This is a genomic window from Aeromonas sp. FDAARGOS 1402 (assembly GCF_019046925.1).
GTDB lineage: Bacteria > Pseudomonadota > Gammaproteobacteria > Enterobacterales > Aeromonadaceae > Aeromonas > Aeromonas caviae.
Window position 1 is genome coordinate 92,555 of sequence record NZ_CP077202.1, and the last position, 18,496, is coordinate 111,050.

The window sequence follows — 18,496 nt, forward strand, 5'->3', positions numbered from 1 at the left end:
TGCAAATAGTCGGTGGTGATAAACTTATCATCCCCTTTTGCTGATGGAGCTGCACATGAACCCATTCAAAGGCCGGCATTTTCAGCGTGACATCATTCTGTGGGCCGTACGCTGGTACTGCAAATACGGCATCAGTTACCGTGAGCTGCAGGAGATGCTGGCTGAACGCGGAGTGAATGTCGATCACTCCACGATTTACCGCTGGGTTCAGCGTTATGCGCCTGAAATGGAAAAACGGCTGCGCTGGTACTGGCGTAACCCTTCCGATCTTTGCCCGTGGCACATGGATGAAACCTACGTGAAGGTCAATGGCCGCTGGGCGTATCTGTACCGGGCCGTCGACAGCCGGGGCCGCACTGTCGATTTTTATCTCTCCTCCCGTCGTAACAGCAAAGCTGCATACCGGTTTCTGGGTAAAATCCTCAACAACGTGAAGAAGTGGCAGATCCCGCGATTCATCAACACGGATAAAGCGCCCGCCTATGGTCGCGCGCTTGCTCTGCTCAAACGCGAAGGCCGGTGCCCGTCTGACGTTGAACACCGACAGATTAAGTACCGGAACAACGTGATTGAATGCGATCATGGCAAACTGAAACGGATAATCGGCGCCACGCTGGGATTTAAATCCATGAAGACGGCTTACGCCACCATCAAAGGTATTGAGGTGATGCGTGCACTACGCAAAGGCCAGGCCTCAGCATTTTATTATGGTGATCCCCTGGGCGAAATGCGCCTGGTAAGCAGAGTTTTTGAAATGTAAGGCCTTTGAATAAGACAAAAGGCTGCCTCATCGCTAACTTTGCAACAGTGCCCCCTCGGCTACCACCTCCATTGTCGTTTTCAGAAGACGGCTGCACTGAACGTCAGAAGCCGACTGCACTATAGCAGCGGAGGGGTTGGATCCATCAGGCAACGACGGGCTGCTGCCGGCCATCAGCGGACGCAGGGAGGACTTTCCGCAACCGGCCGTTCGATGCGGCACCGATGGCCTTCGCGCAGGGGTAGTGAATCCGCCAGGATTGACTTGCGCTGCCCTACCTCTCACTAGTGAGGGGCGGCAGCGCATCAAGCGGTGAGCGCACTCCGGCACCGCCAACTTTCAGCACATGCGTGTAAATCATCGTCGTAGAGACGTCGGAATGGCCGAGCAGATCCTGCACGGTTCGAATGTCGTAACCGCTGCGGAGCAAGGCCGTCGCGAACGAGTGGCGGAGGGTGTGCGGTGTGGCGGGCTTCGTGATGCCTGCTTGTTCTACGGCACGTTTGAAGGCGCGCTGAAAGGTCTGGTCATACATGTGATGGCGACGCACGACACCGCTCCGTGGATCGGTCGAATGCGTGTGCTGCGCAAAAACCCAGAACCACGGCCAGGAATGCCCGGCGCGCGGATACTTCCGCTCAAGGGCGTCGGGAAGCGCAACGCCGCTGCGGCCCTCGGCCTGGTCCTTCAGCCACCATGCCCGTGCACGCGACAGCTGCTCGCGCAGGCTGGGTGCCAAGCTCTCGGGTAACATCAAGGCCCGATCCTTGGAGCCCTTGCCCTCCCGCACGATGATCGTGCCGTGATCGAAATCCAGATCCTTGACCCGCAGTTGCAAACCCTCACTGATCCGCATGCCCGTTCCATACAGAAGCTGGGCGAACAAACGATGCTCGCCTTCCAGAAAACCGAGGATGCGAACCACTTCATCCGGGGTCAGCACCACCGGCAAGCGCCGCGACGGCCGAGGTCTTCCGATCTCCTGAAGCCAGGGCAGATCCGTGCACAGCACCTTGCCGTAGAAGAACAGCAAGGCCGCCAATGCCTGACGATGCGTGGAGACCGAAACCTTGCGCTCGTTCGCCAGCCAGGACAGAAATGCCTCGACTTCGCTGCTGCCCAAGGTTGCCGGGTGACGCACACCGTGGAAACGGATGAAGGCACGAACCCAGTGGACATAAGCCTGTTCGGTTGGTAAGCTGTAAAGTTAGATGCACTAAGCACATAATTGCTCACAGCCAAACTATCAGGTCAAGTCTGCTTTTATTATTTTTAAGCGTGCATAATAAGCCCTACACAAATTGGGAGTTAGACATCATGAGCAACGCAAAAACAAAGTTAGGCATCACAAAGTACAGCATCGTGACCAACAGCAACGATTCCGTCACACTGCGCCTCATGACTGAGCATGACCTTGCGATGCTCTATGAGTGGCTAAATCGATCTCATATCGTCGAGTGGTGGGGCGGAGAAGAAGCACGCCCGACACTTGCTGACGTACAGGAACAGTACTTGCCAAGCGTTTTAGCGCAAGAGTCCGTCACTCCATACATTGCAATGCTGAATGGAGAGCCGATTGGGTATGCCCAGTCGTACGTTGCTCTTGGAAGCGGGGACGGAAGGTGGGAAGAAGAAACCGATCCAGGAGTACGCGGAATAGACCAGTTACTGGCGAATGCATCACAACTGGGCAAAGGCTTGGGAACCAAGCTGGTTCGAGCTCTGGTTGAGTTGCTGTTCAATGATCCCGAGGTCACCAAGATCCAAACGGACCCGTCGCCGAGCAACTTGCGAGCGATCCGATGCTACGAGAAAGCGGGGTTTGAGAGGCAAGGTACCGTAACCACCCCATATGGTCCAGCCGTGTACATGGTTCAAACACGCCAGGCATTCGAGCGAACACGCAGTGATGCCTAACCCTTCCATCGAGGGGGACGTCCAAGGGCTGGCGCCCTTGGCCGCCCCTCATGTCAAACGTTGGGCGAACCCGGAGCCTCATTAATTGTTAGCCGTTAAAATTAAGCCCTTTACCAAACCAATACTTATTATGAAAAACACAATACATATCAACTTCGCTATTTTTTTAATAATTGCAAATATTATCTACAGCAGCGCCAGTGCATCAACAGATATCTCTACTGTTGCATCTCCATTATTTGAAGGAACTGAAGGTTGTTTTTTACTTTACGATGCATCCACAAACGCTGAAATTGCTCAATTCAATAAAGCAAAGTGTGCAACGCAAATGGCACCAGATTCAACTTTCAAGATCGCATTATCACTTATGGCATTTGATGCGGAAATAATAGATCAGAAAACCATATTCAAATGGGATAAAACCCCCAAAGGAATGGAGATCTGGAACAGCAATCATACACCAAAGACGTGGATGCAATTTTCTGTTGTTTGGGTTTCGCAAGAAATAACCCAAAAAATTGGATTAAATAAAATCAAGAATTATCTCAAAGATTTTGATTATGGAAATCAAGACTTCTCTGGAGATAAAGAAAGAAACAACGGATTAACAGAAGCATGGCTCGAAAGTAGCTTAAAAATTTCACCAGAAGAACAAATTCAATTCCTGCGTAAAATTATTAATCACAATCTCCCAGTTAAAAACTCAGCCATAGAAAACACCATAGAGAACATGTATCTACAAGATCTGGATAATAGTACAAAACTGTATGGGAAAACTGGTGCAGGATTCACAGCAAATAGAACCTTACAAAACGGATGGTTTGAAGGGTTTATTATAAGCAAATCAGGACATAAATATGTTTTTGTGTCCGCACTTACAGGAAACTTGGGGTCGAATTTAACATCAAGCATAAAAGCCAAGAAAAATGCGATCACCATTCTAAACACACTAAATTTATAAAAAATCTAATGGCAAAATCGCCCAACCCTTCAATCAAGTCGGGACGGCCAAAAGCAAGCTTTTGGCTCCCCTCGCTGGCGCTCGGCGCCCCTTATTTCAAACGTTAGACGGCAAAGTCACAGACCGCGGGATCTCTTATGACCAACTACTTTGATAGCCCCTTCAAAGGCAAGCTGCTTTCTGAGCAAGTGAAGAACCCCAATATCAAAGTTGGGCGGTACAGCTATTACTCTGGCTACTATCATGGGCACTCATTCGATGACTGCGCACGGTATCTGTTTCCGGACCGTGATGACGTTGATAAGTTGATCATCGGTAGTTTCTGCTCTATCGGGAGTGGGGCTTCCTTTATCATGGCTGGCAATCAGGGGCATCGGTACGACTGGGCATCATCTTTCCCGTTCTTTTATATGCAGGAAGAACCTGCATTCTCAAGCGCACTCGATGCCTTCCAAAAAGCAGGTAATACTGTCATTGGCAATGACGTTTGGATCGGCTCTGAGGCAATGGTCATGCCCGGAATCAAGATCGGGCACGGTGCGGTGATAGGCAGCCGCTCGTTGGTGACAAAAGATGTGGAGCCTTACGCTATCGTTGGCGGCAATCCCGCTAAGAAGATTAAGAAACGCTTCACCGATGAGGAAATTTCATTGCTTCTGGAGATGGAGTGGTGGAATTGGTCACTGGAGAAGATCAAAGCGGCAATGCCCATGCTGTGCTCGTCTAATATTGTTGGCCTGCACAAGTATTGGCTCGAGTTTGCCGTCTAACAATTCAATCAAGCCGATGCCGCTTCGCGGCACGGCTTATTTCAGGCGTTAGATGCACTAAGCACATAATTGCTCACAGCCAAACTATCAGGTCAAGTCTGCTTTTATTATTTTTAAGCGTGCATAATAAGCCCTACACAAATTGGGAGATATATCATGAAAGGCTGGCTTTTTCTTGTTATCGCAATAGTTGGCGAAGTAATCGCAACATCCGCATTAAAATCTAGCGAGGGCTTTACTAAGCTTGCCCCTTCCGCCGTTGTCATAATCGGTTATGGCATCGCATTTTATTTTCTTTCTCTGGTTCTGAAATCCATCCCTGTCGGTGTTGCTTATGCAGTCTGGTCGGGACTCGGCGTCGTCATAATTACAGCCATTGCCTGGTTGCTTCATGGGCAAAAGCTTGATGCGTGGGGCTTTGTAGGTATGGGGCTCATAATTGCTGCCTTTTTGCTCGCCCGATCCCCATCGTGGAAGTCGCTGCGGAGGCCGACGCCATGGTGACGGTGTTCGGCATTCTGAATCTCACCGAGGACTCCTTCTTCGATGAGAGCCGGCGGCTAGACCCCGCCGGCGCTGTCACCGCGGCGATCGAAATGCTGCGAGTCGGATCAGACGTCGTGGATGTCGGACCGGCCGCCAGCCATCCGGACGCGAGGCCTGTATCGCCGGCCGATGAGATCAGACGTATTGCGCCGCTCTTAGACGCCCTGTCCGATCAGATGCACCGTGTTTCAATCGACAGCTTCCAACCGGAAACCCAGCGCTATGCGCTCAAGCGCGGCGTGGGCTACCTGAACGATATCCAAGGATTTCCTGACCCTGCGCTCTATCCCGATATTGCTGAGGCGGACTGCAGGCTGGTGGTTATGCACTCAGCGCAGCGGGATGGCATCGCCACCCGCACCGGTCACCTTCGACCCGAAGACGCGCTCGACGAGATTGTGCGGTTCTTCGAGGCGCGGGTTTCCGCCTTGCGACGGAGCGGGGTCGCTGCCGACCGGCTCATCCTCGATCCGGGGATGGGATTTTTCTTGAGCCCCGCACCGGAAACATCGCTGCACGTGCTGTCGAACCTTCAAAAGCTGAAGTCGGCGTTGGGGCTTCCGCTATTGGTCTCGGTGTCGCGGAAATCCTTCTTGGGCGCCACCGTTGGCCTTCCTGTAAAGGATCTGGGTCCAGCGAGCCTTGCGGCGGAACTTCACGCGATCGGCAATGGCGCTGACTACGTCCGCACCCACGCGCCTGGAGATCTGCGAAGCGCAATCACCTTCTCGGAAACCCTCGCGAAATTTCGCAGTCGCGACGCCAGAGACCGAGGGTTAGATCATGCCTAGCATTCACCTTCCGGCCGCCCGCTAAATATCTCCTTTTGGGTTGTTAATAAAACATCCAATAAGTTGACTGTGCGTGAAAAAGAAAGTTTTGTGTGATGGCGTTGAAGATCGCACCGTTAAGCTCTTATGTGGGATGGTGCAGAGCTCGACGACTACCGATAAAACGCAACCGCCGCAAACAGACAAGAAAAAGCCCCAACTGATAACAGTTGGGGCTTCAGTATTGTGATTGGTGGAGCAATAGCACCCTGAACCCAAAACCTTCTCGCTCAACCGGTAGTGGCTGATAACAACTCGTGAGGGCTATTGCGGGTTAAGCATTTAGCGATGTCTAGGGCCAGACTGGACGTCTGAACGCAAGCCGCTGATACTGTACATAACCACAGTATCAGCGGAGGATACCCATGTCGCTGGCAAGGAACGCCACGGCGAGTCAATCGCCCACTCAAACAAACGGTTACGAACGCCACCAACCCGACCAGACGCTGCTCTACCAGCTGGTTGAGCAGCACTACCCAGCCTTCAAAGCCTCACTCGAAGCCCAAGGTCAACACCTGCCTCGCTACATCCAACAAGAATTCAACGACCTCCTCCAATGTGGCCGTCTGGAGTATGGTTTCATGCGGGTTCGCTGCGAGGATTGTCATCACGAGCGTCTGGTCGCCTTCAGCTGTAAACGACGCGGCTTTTGCCCTAGCTGCGGTGCCCGCCGGATGGCCGAGAGTGCGGCGCTGCTGATAGACGAAGTCTTCCCCAAGGAGCCCATTCGCCAGTGGGTGCTCAGCTTTCCTTTCCAGCTACGCTTTTTGCTGGCTCGCCATCCCCAGCTGATGGGCCAGGTCTTGAGTATCGTCTATCGTACACTCTCAACTCATCTGATCAAAAAAGCCGGTTACACCAAAGCCTCTGCACAAACTGGCTCAGTGACTCTTATCCAACGCTTTGGCTCCGCGCTAAATCTCAATGTCCACTACCACATGCTGTTTCTCGATGGTGTCTATGCCGAAGATGACTATGGCAAGCAACGCTTCCATCGTGTCAAGGCACCCACTTACGATGAGCTGAATACGCTCGCTCACACCCTCAGCCATCGCATCGCTCGCTGCATGGAAAAGCGTGGGATTTTGGAGCGTGATGCCGAGAATACGTGGTTGACACTGGAAGAGGGCGAAGACGATACGCTGACTCAATTACATGGTGCTTCGGTTACGTATCGCATTGCCGTCGGCCCCCAGCAAGGGCGCAAAGTCTTCACCCTGCAAACCTTGCCAGGGCGTGAGGATAAAGCCGACTCAAGCAGTCGAGTAGCCAACCATGCTGGTTTCTCGCTACACGCCGGTGTGATGGCCGAAGCGCATCAGCGGGATAAGCTTGAGCGCTTGTGTCGCTACATTAGTCGGCCAGCGGTTTCAGAAAAACGTCTGGCATTAACCGCCAATGGGCAGGTGCGTTACGAGCTCAAAACTCCGTACCGCAATGGCACCACCCATGTGATCTTCGAGCCGCTGGACTTCATCGCCAAACTCGCTGCGTTGGTACCTAAGCCGCGAGTCAACCTCACACGCTTCCACGGCGTCTTTGCACCGAACAGCAAACACCGAGTTCAAGTAACACCCGCCAAGCGGGGCAAGAAGCCCGACAAATCGGAAGGTCTCGATACTAACTGGCGTGACAAGAGTCCTGCAGAGCGCCACCGCGCCATGACCTGGATGCAACGCCTCAAGCGAGTCTTCAATATTGATATTGAAGTCTGCGAACACTGCGGCGGTCACGTCAAAGTGATTGCCAGCATCGAAGATCCGAAGGTCATTGAGCAGATTCTCAAGCATCTGAAACAGAAAACAGCCAAGGCGAATGCCGCCAAGCAGCGTGAGCTGCCACCAGAACGAGCGCCGCCACTGACTCCCAGCCTGTTCGATCCATCACAGAGTCGTCTCTTTGACTGACGACCCCAAATCCAACACTGCTCAACACTGCCAACTTTTAAACGGGGCGGTGGGGCAGTTTGTATCTCTCGAGCTATCAGGCTAGAGATTTTACCGCCAAATCGAACCTTATTAGAGCGGTTTAGGCTGGACCGGCAGTTAAAATTGGGGCTTGAGCGGTAAACGAGTGAGGGAATTTCAGGTAAGATACTTCGGATGAGGAGCAAAAAGGTGGTTTATACTTCCTATACCCAAAAAGGTTGTTTATACTTCCTATACCCTAAAAAGGCAGCTTTGGCTGCCTTTTGTATAATTCATATCGACTTATCAAAAGGACAATCCGATGAATGTCATTATAAAAGCTGTAGTTACTGCCTCGACGCTACTGATGGTATCTTTTAGTTCATTCGAAACCTCAGCGCAATCCCCACTGTTAAAAGAGCAAATTGAATCCATAGTCATTGGAAAAAAAGCCACTGTAGGCGTTGCAGTGTGGGGGCCTGACGATCTGGAACCTTTACTGATTAATCCTTTTGAAAAATTCCCAATGCAAAGTGTATTTAAATTGCATTTAGCTATGTTGGTACTGCATCAGGTTGATCAGGGAAAGTTGGATTTAAATCAGACCGTTATCGTAAACAGGGCTAAGGTTTTACAGAATACCTGGGCTCCGATAATGAAAGCGTATCAGGGAGACGAGTTTAGTGTTCCAGTGCAGCAACTGCTGCAATACTCGGTCTCGCTCAGCGATAACGTGGCCTGTGATTTGTTATTTGAACTGGTTGGTGGACCAGCTGCTTTGCATGACTATATCCAGTCTATGGGTATAAAGGAGACCGCTGTGGTCGCAAATGAAGCGCAGATGCACGCCGATGATCAGGTGCAGTATCAAAACTGGACCTCGATGAAAGGTGCTGCAGAGATCCTGAAAAAGTTTGAGCAAAAAACACAGCTGTCTGAAACCTCGCAGGCTTTGTTATGGAAGTGGATGGTCGAAACCACCACAGGACCAGAGCGGTTAAAAGGTTTGTTACCAGCTGGTACTGTGGTCGCACATAAAACTGGTACTTCGGGTATCAAAGCCGGAAAAACTGCGGCCACTAATGATTTAGGTATCATTCTGTTGCCTGATGGACGGCCCTTGCTGGTTGCTGTTTTTGTGAAAGACTCAGCCGAGTCAAGCCGAACCAATGAAGCTATCATTGCGCAGGTTGCTCAGACTGCGTATCAATTTGAATTGAAAAAGCTTTCTGCCCTAAGCCCAAATTAACAGACTATCAGCACTATCTAAGCCGCTGACTCTGGTTGTACACTAAAGCTATGGTTTGAAATTGGAGTAGGTTATGCAGTTATTAGGTTCAGTGGCTTCCCCTTTTGTTCGTCGTTTACGTTTAGTACTGGCAGGGCAACCTTATCAGTTTGTAGCGCTTAATATTTTTGAGTCTGAAGGCCGTTCAGTGTTGGTACAACATAATCCGGCACGCAAAGTGCCTGTGTTAGTGGATGGAGAGCAGGTTATTTTTGATTCAGGCGTAATTTATCGTTATTTGGCTTCGAAACTGAAATTCAAACCATTGAGCTGGGATCAGGAAAACGGTCTGACGACCATCAATGCCTGCACAGACTCCTTGGTTGAATTACTGCTTTGTAAGCGCTCAGGTTTTGACGTGACTGAAGATAAATTGTTTTTTAATCTTCAGCATGAGCGAATTCAGGCGACGCTAGAGGCACTTGAGCAACAAATCAGGGCAGGGCATTTCGGTGACTGGGACTATCCTGGTATCAGTCTGTTCACTTTAATCGACTGGATATTGTTCCGCGATTTAGTCGACTTAAAACCCTTCCCTGTATTATTACAGTTCAGAAATGCGCATTTAAACCGGCCGATGGTCGCTGAAACCGACCCGCGTTTAAGCTAAAAACAACAGGTCAGAGCCAAGACTCTGACCTTTATTATTTATTCCACACCAATAAAGCCGCCGGTTTGATGCGCCCATAATTGAGCGTAAATACCGCCTTTGGCGATCAGTTCCTGATGACTGCCTTGTTCCACAATACGACCTTGATCCAGAACGATCAGCCTGTCCATAGCTGCTATGGTAGATAAACGGTGTGCAATGGCTATAACCGTTTTGCCTATCATCAACTGAGTCAGACTATGCTGAATAGCTGATTCTACTTCGGAGTCCAGCGCTGAGGTGGCTTCATCCAAAATCAGAATAGGGGCGTTTTTCAGTAAAACCCGAGCTATTGCAATACGTTGACGTTGACCACCAGAAAGCTTGACTCCACGTTCGCCCACCTGAGCGTCGTAGCCACTGTTGCCTTTAGGATCGGTAAGCTCCTGAATAAAAGCATCGGCTTCGGCTAAACGGGCTGCTTCAATCATTTCCGCTTCGGTAGCGCCAGGACGACCATATAAAATATTTTCCCTTACAGTACGGTGTAGCAGGGAGGTATCCTGGGTCACCATAGCTATATGAGCGCGAAGACTTTCCTGTGATACAGTTTTGATGTCCTGACCGTCTATCAAAATCTGGCCTGAATTGACATCATAAAAGCGCAGCAGTAAGTTCACCAGCGTGGATTTACCAGCACCAGAACGGCCGACTAAACCTACTTTTTCACCGGGTTTAATCGACAAGTCCAGACCATCAATCACAGGACCATGTTCACCTGCTGCTTTGCCGTAGTTAAAGTTCAGTTGCTTAAACTCAATCTGACCTTGTGGCACTTCAAGCGGCTTCGCATCAGCTTTGTCGATGATTTGCTGAGGCTGAGACAAAGTCGCAATACCATCTGCCACAGTACCTATGTTTTCAAACAGTGCACTGACTTCCCACATGATCCACTGCGACATACCATTTAAACGCAGCGCCAGACTGACTGCGATGGCAATAGAGCCCACAGTGACGGCATTGACAGACCAAAGCCATATCGCCAGCGTGGCAATAGAGAACACCAACAGATAGTTCAGACCCTGCACACAAATATTGAGCCAGGTAGCCAGTCGCATTTGTCTGTACACAGGCACCAGAAACAGCTGCATGCTATCGCGGGCGTATTCTGACTCACGAGCCGTGTGTGAAAACAGTTTAATAGTGCTGATATTGGTGTAGCTGTCGACAATACGGCCTGTCATTTCTGAACGGGCATCGGCTTGTTCTGTTGCAACTTGTTTCAGTCTCGGCACAAAATAAAACTGCAAGCCGGTGTATATGACTAACCAGGCAATCATCGGCAGTACCAAGCGCCAATCTGCATCGGCGATCAGATACAACATAGAGCCAAAATACACCACCACATACACCATCACATCCAGCAGCTTGGTGGCCGTTTCGCGCACTGCCAAAGCCGTTTGCATCACTTTAGTGGCGATGCGACCAGCGAATTCATTCTGGTAGAAACCCAAACTTTGTTTCAGTAAATAACGATGCGCCAGCCAGCGGATCGACATAGGGTAGTTACCCAATATAGTTTGGTGGATCAGGGCTGAGTGAAAAAATACCAAACCAGGCAACACCAGCAACATCACTATGGCCATAGTGATCAAGGTATCCTGCTCTTCCTGCCAGAAAGTAGCCGGATTCTTGGTTACCAACCAATTGCGTATTCCGGTGAAGTTGAACAGTGATTCCGGAATCTGTGAACACCATTTCCGGAAAGTATGCGGACAGGGATTCTTCGAGCAGAAGCTGAGCTTTGAGGGGAGGCATCTTTTCGACTCACTGAACAAGCCAGCAGCCAAGCGCAGCGCGGCAGTTGTGGATCCAAGACGTTGGAACAGGACGGTTCATCTGACATCAGAGTACGTGCACTGAGGTGTCCGGAATCGGTGTACACGCAAGCCGGAATCAGCGTTCATTTTAAACCGGAATAGGTGTTCATTTTCGACCGGAATATGCACCAATCGACTAATTGCCCCATATAGCCAAATAAGGACACTTCTAATGCGGCCAGTAAGGCTGTCGCAATAGACATCAGGATCAGAGGCAACACCATGCCTTGACTGTAATGCAAACAAAATGCAAACAGGCCTTGAGGTGGCTGAGTTGGCTCTTTATCAGGGAAAGGGTTGGTTAAGCGTTCAAAAAAGCCCAGCATAAAATTCCTCTGCAGCAACGAAAAAGGCAGTTATTGTACGTCAAAGTTTAAAAAACAGATGTAACTATTTGATGAAAGCCCGGTTTAGAACGGCCATCTTATTTTATAACCGATAGCTTGTGACTCGCTTTTTTGCTGAACAGAACAGCAGATTGTTGAAAATAAATACAAAAAATCTGAAAAATCCAAAAGATGCTATATCACATGAACTCAGCAGCTTAGATTTATTGAAGGACCGTTAATAGGTAATAACTGGAAAATCTATAACTTAGCTTCTGTTTTGTCAGCTTGCAAAGGACTTTTTGCTTTCTACACTGAAAATACAGAGTACCCGAATCAGGGTGTTGTCTCGTCTTACAGGAGTGTTGAAATGGATGCCAAAGAATTATTGGTCTACATGAAGCAGGCAGAACTGCAAGCTGAGTTAGTCGTTGAGGCTGGTCAGCAACTGGACAGAGCCATCAAACAATTACATGACTGGTCTGAAGACTGGGATTGTCAGCGCCGGGCTTGTGAAGATATGTACGATGCCGTGCATTTAATTCTGATCCATAGCTATCAATTATCCCGGATTTTCTGGCCCGCCAAGTGTTGCGGAGAACTGGGGCTGGATTTGTGTCATAGAGCCATGGCGCTGCGAAGTGAAATCAACCTGCCTGATCTAAACCATCCACTGCGGAATGAGGCGTTATGGCGTCATGCAGATGAGCTGGATCATTCAGTGCGGGATAATACTGCTCTGCGTCGTTATCAAGCGCATCATTTAACCGGTTTTAATCAGGTGATCACCTGGATGGATAATGAAGCCATGTTTTGCTGGCTTGAACCTGCCAGTAAAACCTTTGTGTTTCATGCCGAGGAGTTTGCTTTAGCCCAATTACTGGATGCTGTGCATCAGGTTCAGCAAGATATTCAGAATTTTCTTAACAAGCAGCATCAGTCAAATCTAAAGGTGGCCAAAGCTGGCGTGCATCACTATGAGAAGCAGTGGGGGGCATTTAAAATAAGACAAGACAGATCTTGTCCACAGCTTTGTTGTTATGACTACTTATCTAATTTAATAAATCCGTAGGCAGAAATCTCGCTGAGCTTATGTTCTCTGATCTTTTTTGCGACTTCTGCTTGGTAGTCTTCAATGTACAGGTGCAAAAAATCTTTAAACTCTTCATCCAAAGCACGTCTATCCACAGAGTTACCGAACCGTTGCGCTTCGTATGCAAGCAGGCATAATCTATGCGCCCGGATCTCCATATCAGCGGCCACCTGCTTTTCGATAATGTTTAATGCATCTGACATTCCAATCAACTTCTTGTAGAAAAACAGACTTAACAGTAAAAAGCCAAACGTAATTGCAGACATAACAAAAGTCAGCATTCCTGAAGTTCCTTTCTGTGCTTGACGGCTCCTGATATGGACCATAAAAATATCGCTAAAATTGCTGCGATATTTATAGCTGGTATTCCATATTTGTATATACCACCCAATAGATCAGTGCCAAATATGACTCTGTCTGTGAATCTCGCTACCTGCAGAACAGAGTGCATCAAGATGCTTAAACAAATGAATTGAGTGATTTGTTCAACCGCCCATACGAATTTTCTATGAATAACCCAGATGATACCAAGCGTCAATGTTTGACATATCACCCAACTTGGGTACCAAAGTAAGCGAGCGAGCTCAGGAGATGTTTCAGATATCCCCATCAGCAAAGGAGCAATCCTGTCTTGAGCTAATCCCGATAAAGTGAGTATCAATATGGTTATTCGTGCAGATTTACTGGCCGACCAGACTAAGGACAGCAGTAGAGAACCTATGCACAACACCCATAAGTACTCAGCAAGAGTCGTAATAAATGTCCCCACAAACTACCTCTTATTTTGGTGGTTCATTACCCCAGCCACCACCTAATGTAGTCAGTGTTGGATTTATTGCTTTAGATTCTTGCTGCTCTGCAGCCAGCTTCGCCTTTGCTTCAGCAGATAAGGTGACAGTGTCTGCAGTAGAGGGTGCTGTTGTAGTGGTGGTTTTAGCCTGAGCAGCAGGAGCAACAGTTTGTATTGTTGATGTAGCCGCTGTGCCCGGAGTATTTAAGTTGATTTGCATAACTGTTCCTTACCATTGTCACTAAATCAGAAAACAAATGTACCGAGGGCTTTACTAAGCTTGCCCCTTCCGCCGTTGTCATAATCGGTTATGGCATCGCATTTTATTTTCTTTCTCTGGTTCTGAAATCCATCCCTGTCGGTGTTGCTTATGCAGTCTGGTCGGGACTCGGCGTCGTCATAATTACAGCCATTGCCTGGTTGCTTCATGGGCAAAAGCTTGATGCGTGGGGCTTTGTAGGTATGGGGCTCATAATTGCTGCCTTTTTGCTCGCCCGATCCCCATCGTGGAAGTCGCTGCGGAGGCCGACGCCATGGTGACGGTGTTCGGCATTCTGAATCTCACCGAGGACTCCTTCTTCGATGAGAGCCGGCGGCTAGACCCCGCCGGCGCTGTCACCGCGGCGATCGAAATGCTGCGAGTCGGATCAGACGTCGTGGATGTCGGACCGGCCGCCAGCCATCCGGACGCGAGGCCTGTATCGCCGGCCGATGAGATCAGACGTATTGCGCCGCTCTTAGACGCCCTGTCCGATCAGATGCACCGTGTTTCAATCGACAGCTTCCAACCGGAAACCCAGCGCTATGCGCTCAAGCGCGGCGTGGGCTACCTGAACGATATCCAAGGATTTCCTGACCCTGCGCTCTATCCCGATATTGCTGAGGCGGACTGCAGGCTGGTGGTTATGCACTCAGCGCAGCGGGATGGCATCGCCACCCGCACCGGTCACCTTCGACCCGAAGACGCGCTCGACGAGATTGTGCGGTTCTTCGAGGCGCGGGTTTCCGCCTTGCGACGGAGCGGGGTCGCTGCCGACCGGCTCATCCTCGATCCGGGGATGGGATTTTTCTTGAGCCCCGCACCGGAAACATCGCTGCACGTGCTGTCGAACCTTCAAAAGCTGAAGTCGGCGTTGGGGCTTCCGCTATTGGTCTCGGTGTCGCGGAAATCCTTCTTGGGCGCCACCGTTGGCCTTCCTGTAAAGGATCTGGGTCCAGCGAGCCTTGCGGCGGAACTTCACGCGATCGGCAATGGCGCTGACTACGTCCGCACCCACGCGCCTGGAGATCTGCGAAGCGCAATCACCTTCTCGGAAACCCTCGCGAAATTTCGCAGTCGCGACGCCAGAGACCGAGGGTTAGATCATGCCTAGCATTCACCTTCCGGCCGCCCGCTAGCGGACCCTGGTCAGGTTCCGCGAAGGTGGGCGCAGACATGCTGGGCTCGTCAGGATCAAACTGCACTATGAGGCGGCGGTTCATACCGCGCCAGGGGAGCGAATGGACAGCGAGGAGCCTCCGAACGTTCGGGTCGCCTGCTCGGGTGATATCGACGAGGTTGTGCGGCTGATGCACGACGCTGCGGCGTGGATGTCCGCCAAGGGAACGCCCGCCTGGGACGTCGCGCGGATCGACCGGACATTCGCGGAGACCTTCGTCCTGAGATCCGAGCTCCTAGGGATCGCCTCAGAAAACGGAAAATAAAGCACGCTAAGCCGTAAGTAAGCGTGCTCCTGTGAAAGCCACAGCTAAAACTGCGTAGTACACATAGAGGTATTTTTTTCTAGATTTATATCGAATTTCGTTATCGAATTTCGCTTATTATTGATCAACTCGTTGCAGATCATGAAGGCGAAAGTATGACGAATAACCCTACCGATGACAGCAGACCATGGTCGGTCTTTCTTATTTTTCTGCGGCTTGGATTGACATCTTTTGGCGGCCCCATTGCGCACTTGGGCTACTTCCGCGCCGAATTTGTCACACGGCGGCGCTGGCTCTCCGAACGGAGCTATGCTGACTTGGTCGCGCTTTGTCAGTTCTTGCCAGGGCCTGCAAGCAGCCAGGTCGGCATAGCGGTAGGACTGTCTCGGGCTGGATACAGCGGGGCGCTGGCTGCTTGGGCTGGCTTCACGCTGCCGTCTGCCATAGCCTTGATCCTTTTTGCGCTCGGCATCTCCAGCTATGGCGATTACGTCTCGCAGGGCGCGTTGCATGGCTTAAAAGTGGTGGCTGTGGCCGTGGTCGCTCAAGCAGTATGGGGCATGGCGCGTAACCTATGCACGGATGGGCTGCGAGTCACCATCATGGCAATTGCTACCTGCGTCGTTTTACTTGTGCCGTCCGCGTGGGGACAGGTTGGCGTGATTGCTATCGCAGGCATCGCAGGCCGGTTATTGTTCAAGCCAGCGAAAGTTGTTGAGCATGACCCCCTACCTATCACGGTCAGTCACCGGGCCGGCGTGCTTTGGCTCTCGCTGTTCTTTGTCTTGCTGATTGGCCTGCCGGTGTTGGCCGAACTGATGCCAAGTCAAACCATGGCAATGGTGGATTCCTTCTATCGTGTCGGATCACTGGTGTTCGGCGGTGGTCACGTTGTGCTGCCATTACTGCAAGCCGAAGTGGTGCCCTCCGGCTGGGTCAACAATGAATCCTTTCTCGCGGGGTACGGGGCAGCTCAAGCGGTGCCCGGCCCTTTGTTCACGTTCGCCGCGTTTCTTGGTGCCTCGATGAACACCGCCCCGTCGGGCTGGATCGGCGGCATTGTGTGTCTGCTGGCTATCTTCGCGCCCTCGTTCTTGCTGGTCGTCGGATCAATGCCATTTTGGGAGCGTTTGCGCCGCAATACAGGCATCCAAGCTGCGCTGGCCGGGATCAATGCCGCTGTAGTCGGCTTGCTGCTGGCCGCGCTGTATCAGCCTGTATGGACTAGCGCCATCTTTCAGCCGCAAGACTTCGGCTTGGCATTAGTTGCCCTTGTCGCACTTATGTTCTGGAAGCTCCCGCCGTGGCTGGTTGTCCTCGGTAGCGGTGCAGCTGGGTGGCTGTTGAGCGTCGCTCTGTGAGGCACAAAAAATGACTGACAAAGACCTCTACGGCGGTTTGATCCGCCTGCACATCCTTCACCATGCAGCCGAGGAACCTGTCTTTGGGCTGGGGATCATCGAAGAGCTACGCCGACACGGCTACGAGATGAGCGCTGGCACCGTGTACCCGATGCTGCACGGCCTGGAAAAAAAAGGCTATCTGACCTCACGCCACGAACGCACCGGGCGACGTGAACGGCGTGTTTATGACATCACTGAACAAGGCAGAACTGCACTTGCTGATGCGAAAACAAAGGTCAAGGAGCTGTTCGGAGAGTTGGTAGAAGGTGGTTGAGTTTTTGCTTCTATGTCAGGTTGAGCTATACCCTAACTGGATTGTCATTTTCAGAAGACGACTGCACCAGTTGATTGGGCGTAATGGCTGTTGTGCAGCCAGCTCCTGACAGTTCAATATCAGAAGTGATCTGCACCAATCTCGACTATGCTCAATACTCGTGTGGGCTCTGTTGCAAAAATCGTGAAGCTTGAGCATGCTTGGCGGAGATTGGACGGACGGAACGATGACGGATTTCAAGTGGCGCCATTTCCAGGGTGATGTGATCCTGTGGGCGGTGCGCTGGTATTGTCGCTATCCGATCAGCTATCGCGACCTTGAGGAAATGCTGGCGGAACGCGGCATTTCGGTCGACCATACGACGATCTATCGCTGGGTCCAGTGCTACGCCCCGGAGATGGAGAAGCGGCTGCGCTGGTTCTGGCGGCGTGGCTTTGATCCGAGCTGGCGCCTGGATGAAACCTACGTCAAGGTGCGGGGCAAGTGGACCTACCTGTACCGGGCAGTCGACAAGCGGGGCGACACGATCGATTTCTACCTGTCGCCGACCCGCAGCGCCAAGGCAGCGAAGCGGTTCCTGGGCAAGGCCCTGCGAGGCCTGAAGCACTGGGAAAAGCCTGCCACGCTCAATACCGACAAAGCGCCGAGCTATGGTGCAGCGATCACCGAATTGAAGCGCGAAGGAAAGCTGGACCGGGAGACGGCCCACCGGCAGGTGAAGTATCTCAATAACGTGATCGAGGCCGATCACGGAAAGCTCAAGATACTGATCAAGCCGGTGCGCGGTTTCAAATCGATCCCCACGGCCTATGCCACGATCAAGGGATTCGAAGTCATGCGAGCCCTGCGCAAAGGACAGGCTCGCCCCTGGTGCCTGCAGCCCGGCATCAGGGGCGAGGTGCGCCTTGTGGAGAGAGCTTTTGGCATTGGGCCCTCGGCGCTGACGGAGGCCATGGGCATGCTCAACCACCATTTCGCAGCAGCCGCCTGATCGGCGCAGAGCGACAGCCTACCTCTGACTGCCGCCAATCTTTGCAACAGAGCCCGCCGTGCTAGTCTGCTCGGTGATGGTGGAGTGAAGCCAACCCGCAATCGGGTTATGAATCTGCATCGCGATTCGCAATCAGCTGTCTCTTGAGCATGTCGAACTCCTGCGATGTTATCTCGCCGTGCTCGTGCTGCTACACCAACTTGTCCAACTCATCCGCCACACCGCTCCCCACCACCTGCGATGGCCAGGTTGTTTGCTGGGCGCATTGGCGGAGTATCGTCTCGACCCGGGACACCCACACCGGCACAACCTTACGGGAGTGATTCACTGTCAAAGAATCGGCCCGGTGCTCTGACGCAAGTATCGGGATGGTCACCATTTGTAAGCCGTAGACCTGAGTGGTGATCAAGACTTCGATACCACCGACCGTACCGGTACTAATCGACGACGGTCGTGTTCGTCGCCTG

At 51.4% G+C, this 18,496-nt stretch carries 19 protein-coding genes and 3 pseudogenes; 17 read left to right on the forward strand and 5 right to left on the reverse strand.

Annotated elements, in window-relative coordinates:
• Window positions 1-55: 55 nt before the first annotated feature.
• Complete coding sequence (locus I6L32_RS21885; RefSeq protein WP_001067855.1) at window positions 56-760, forward strand: IS6-like element IS26 family transposase; 705 nt, start codon at window positions 56-58, stop codon at window positions 758-760.
• A 274-nt stretch (window positions 761-1,034) separates the two neighbouring features.
• Here the strand turns inward: I6L32_RS21885 and intI1 are convergent.
• Window positions 1,035-1,964: pseudogene (gene intI1, locus I6L32_RS21890) on the reverse strand (class 1 integron integrase IntI1); the annotation flags it as partial.
• A gap of 158 nt (window positions 1,965-2,122) precedes the next feature.
• Here intI1 and I6L32_RS21895 point away from each other — a divergent pair.
• From I6L32_RS21895 to I6L32_RS21930, 8 genes are all read left to right on the forward strand, one after another.
• Entirely contained in the window at window positions 2,123-2,677 is a 555-nt protein-coding gene (locus I6L32_RS21895) for a fluoroquinolone-acetylating aminoglycoside 6'-N-acetyltransferase AAC(6')-Ib-cr5 (RefSeq protein WP_063840321.1), read from the forward strand.
• A 130-nt stretch (window positions 2,678-2,807) separates the two neighbouring features.
• Entirely contained in the window at window positions 2,808-3,638 is an 831-nt protein-coding gene (locus I6L32_RS21900) for an oxacillin-hydrolyzing class D beta-lactamase OXA-1 (protein WP_001334766.1), read from the forward strand.
• Between the two features lie 137 nt (window positions 3,639-3,775).
• The gene (locus I6L32_RS21905; protein ID WP_000186237.1) at window positions 3,776-4,408 is read left to right on the forward strand and encodes a type B-3 chloramphenicol O-acetyltransferase CatB3; all 633 of its coding nucleotides are present in this window, start codon (window positions 3,776-3,778) and stop codon (window positions 4,406-4,408) included.
• Window positions 4,409-4,564: 156 nt separating this feature from the next.
• Complete coding sequence (locus I6L32_RS21910) at window positions 4,565-4,912, forward strand: quaternary ammonium compound efflux SMR transporter QacE delta 1 (protein WP_000679427.1); 348 nt, start codon at window positions 4,565-4,567, stop codon at window positions 4,910-4,912.
• The gene (gene sul1 / locus I6L32_RS21915; protein WP_000259031.1) at window positions 4,906-5,745 is read left to right on the forward strand and encodes a sulfonamide-resistant dihydropteroate synthase Sul1; all 840 of its coding nucleotides are present in this window, start codon (window positions 4,906-4,908) and stop codon (window positions 5,743-5,745) included. The genes I6L32_RS21910 and sul1 (I6L32_RS21915) overlap by 7 nt, the downstream gene beginning before the upstream one ends.
• A gap of 404 nt (window positions 5,746-6,149) precedes the next feature.
• Window positions 6,150-7,691 (forward strand): IS91-like element ISCR1 family transposase, encoded by a 1,542-nt coding sequence (locus I6L32_RS21920; RefSeq protein WP_000050481.1) that lies wholly within the window; start codon window positions 6,150-6,152, stop codon window positions 7,689-7,691.
• Between the two features lie 322 nt (window positions 7,692-8,013).
• Window positions 8,014-8,940, forward strand: coding sequence for an extended-spectrum class A beta-lactamase PER-3 (locus tag I6L32_RS21925; protein WP_049637349.1), 927 nt, complete (start codon window positions 8,014-8,016; stop codon window positions 8,938-8,940).
• A gap of 73 nt (window positions 8,941-9,013) precedes the next feature.
• Window positions 9,014-9,589: a glutathione S-transferase family protein gene (locus tag I6L32_RS21930; protein WP_001176353.1), complete on the forward strand. Its 576-nt coding sequence runs from the start codon at window positions 9,014-9,016 to the stop codon at window positions 9,587-9,589.
• A 38-nt stretch (window positions 9,590-9,627) separates the two neighbouring features.
• Here the strand turns inward: I6L32_RS21930 and I6L32_RS21935 are convergent, their stop codons facing one another.
• Entirely contained in the window at window positions 9,628-11,313 is a 1,686-nt protein-coding gene (locus I6L32_RS21935) for an ABC transporter ATP-binding protein (RefSeq protein ID WP_216945337.1), read from the reverse strand.
• A 263-nt stretch (window positions 11,314-11,576) separates the two neighbouring features.
• Window positions 11,577-11,774, reverse strand: a pseudogene (locus I6L32_RS21940) (ABC transporter ATP-binding protein); the annotation flags it as partial.
• 370 nt (window positions 11,775-12,144) lie between these two features.
• On the opposite strand from I6L32_RS21940, the gene I6L32_RS21945 reads away from it, so the two are divergent.
• Entirely contained in the window at window positions 12,145-12,846 is a 702-nt protein-coding gene (locus tag I6L32_RS21945; protein WP_032495674.1) for a hypothetical protein, read from the forward strand.
• Here the strand turns inward: I6L32_RS21945 and I6L32_RS21950 are convergent.
• On the reverse strand, window positions 12,819-13,148 hold the full coding sequence (locus tag I6L32_RS21950; protein WP_033917513.1) for a hypothetical protein: 330 nt from the start codon (window positions 13,146-13,148) through the stop codon (window positions 12,819-12,821). The two genes, I6L32_RS21945 and I6L32_RS21950, sit on opposite strands and share 28 nt — an antisense overlap.
• A 498-nt stretch (window positions 13,149-13,646) precedes the next feature.
• Window positions 13,647-13,877 carry a hypothetical protein gene (locus I6L32_RS21955; RefSeq protein WP_032495677.1) on the reverse strand — a complete coding sequence of 77 codons (231 nt, stop codon included), beginning with the start codon at window positions 13,875-13,877 and terminating at the stop codon, window positions 13,647-13,649.
• Window positions 13,878-13,879: 2 nt separating this feature from the next.
• On the opposite strand from I6L32_RS21955, the gene I6L32_RS21960 reads away from it, so the two are divergent.
• The 7 genes and pseudogenes from I6L32_RS21960 (at window position 13,880) to I6L32_RS21985 (ending at window position 18,029) form a co-directional block, all read left to right on the forward strand.
• On the forward strand, window positions 13,880-14,197 hold the full coding sequence (locus I6L32_RS21960; protein ID WP_071211019.1) for a multidrug efflux SMR transporter: 318 nt from the start codon (window positions 13,880-13,882) through the stop codon (window positions 14,195-14,197).
• Complete coding sequence (sul1, locus tag I6L32_RS21965; protein ID WP_000259031.1) at window positions 14,191-15,030, forward strand: sulfonamide-resistant dihydropteroate synthase Sul1; 840 nt, start codon at window positions 14,191-14,193, stop codon at window positions 15,028-15,030. The genes I6L32_RS21960 and sul1 (I6L32_RS21965) overlap by 7 nt, the downstream gene beginning before the upstream one ends.
• Before the next feature lie 127 nt (window positions 15,031-15,157).
• Window positions 15,158-15,361: a hypothetical protein gene (locus I6L32_RS21970; RefSeq protein WP_000376616.1), complete on the forward strand. Its 204-nt coding sequence runs from the start codon at window positions 15,158-15,160 to the stop codon at window positions 15,359-15,361.
• A 155-nt stretch (window positions 15,362-15,516) separates the two neighbouring features.
• Window positions 15,517-16,722 (forward strand): chromate efflux transporter, encoded by a 1,206-nt coding sequence (gene chrA, locus I6L32_RS21975; RefSeq protein WP_000184001.1) that lies wholly within the window; start codon window positions 15,517-15,519, stop codon window positions 16,720-16,722.
• A gap of 10 nt (window positions 16,723-16,732) precedes the next feature.
• Window positions 16,733-17,038 carry a PadR family transcriptional regulator gene (locus I6L32_RS21980; RefSeq protein WP_000130000.1) on the forward strand — a complete coding sequence of 102 codons (306 nt, stop codon included), beginning with the start codon at window positions 16,733-16,735 and terminating at the stop codon, window positions 17,036-17,038.
• Between the two features lie 43 nt (window positions 17,039-17,081).
• Window positions 17,082-17,147 (forward strand): annotated as a pseudogene (locus I6L32_RS23255) (hypothetical protein); the annotation flags it as partial.
• 117 nt (window positions 17,148-17,264) lie between these two features.
• Complete coding sequence (locus tag I6L32_RS21985) at window positions 17,265-18,029, forward strand: IS6-like element IS6100 family transposase (RefSeq protein ID WP_001389365.1); 765 nt, start codon at window positions 17,265-17,267, stop codon at window positions 18,027-18,029.
• Window positions 18,030-18,496 lie beyond the last annotated feature (467 nt).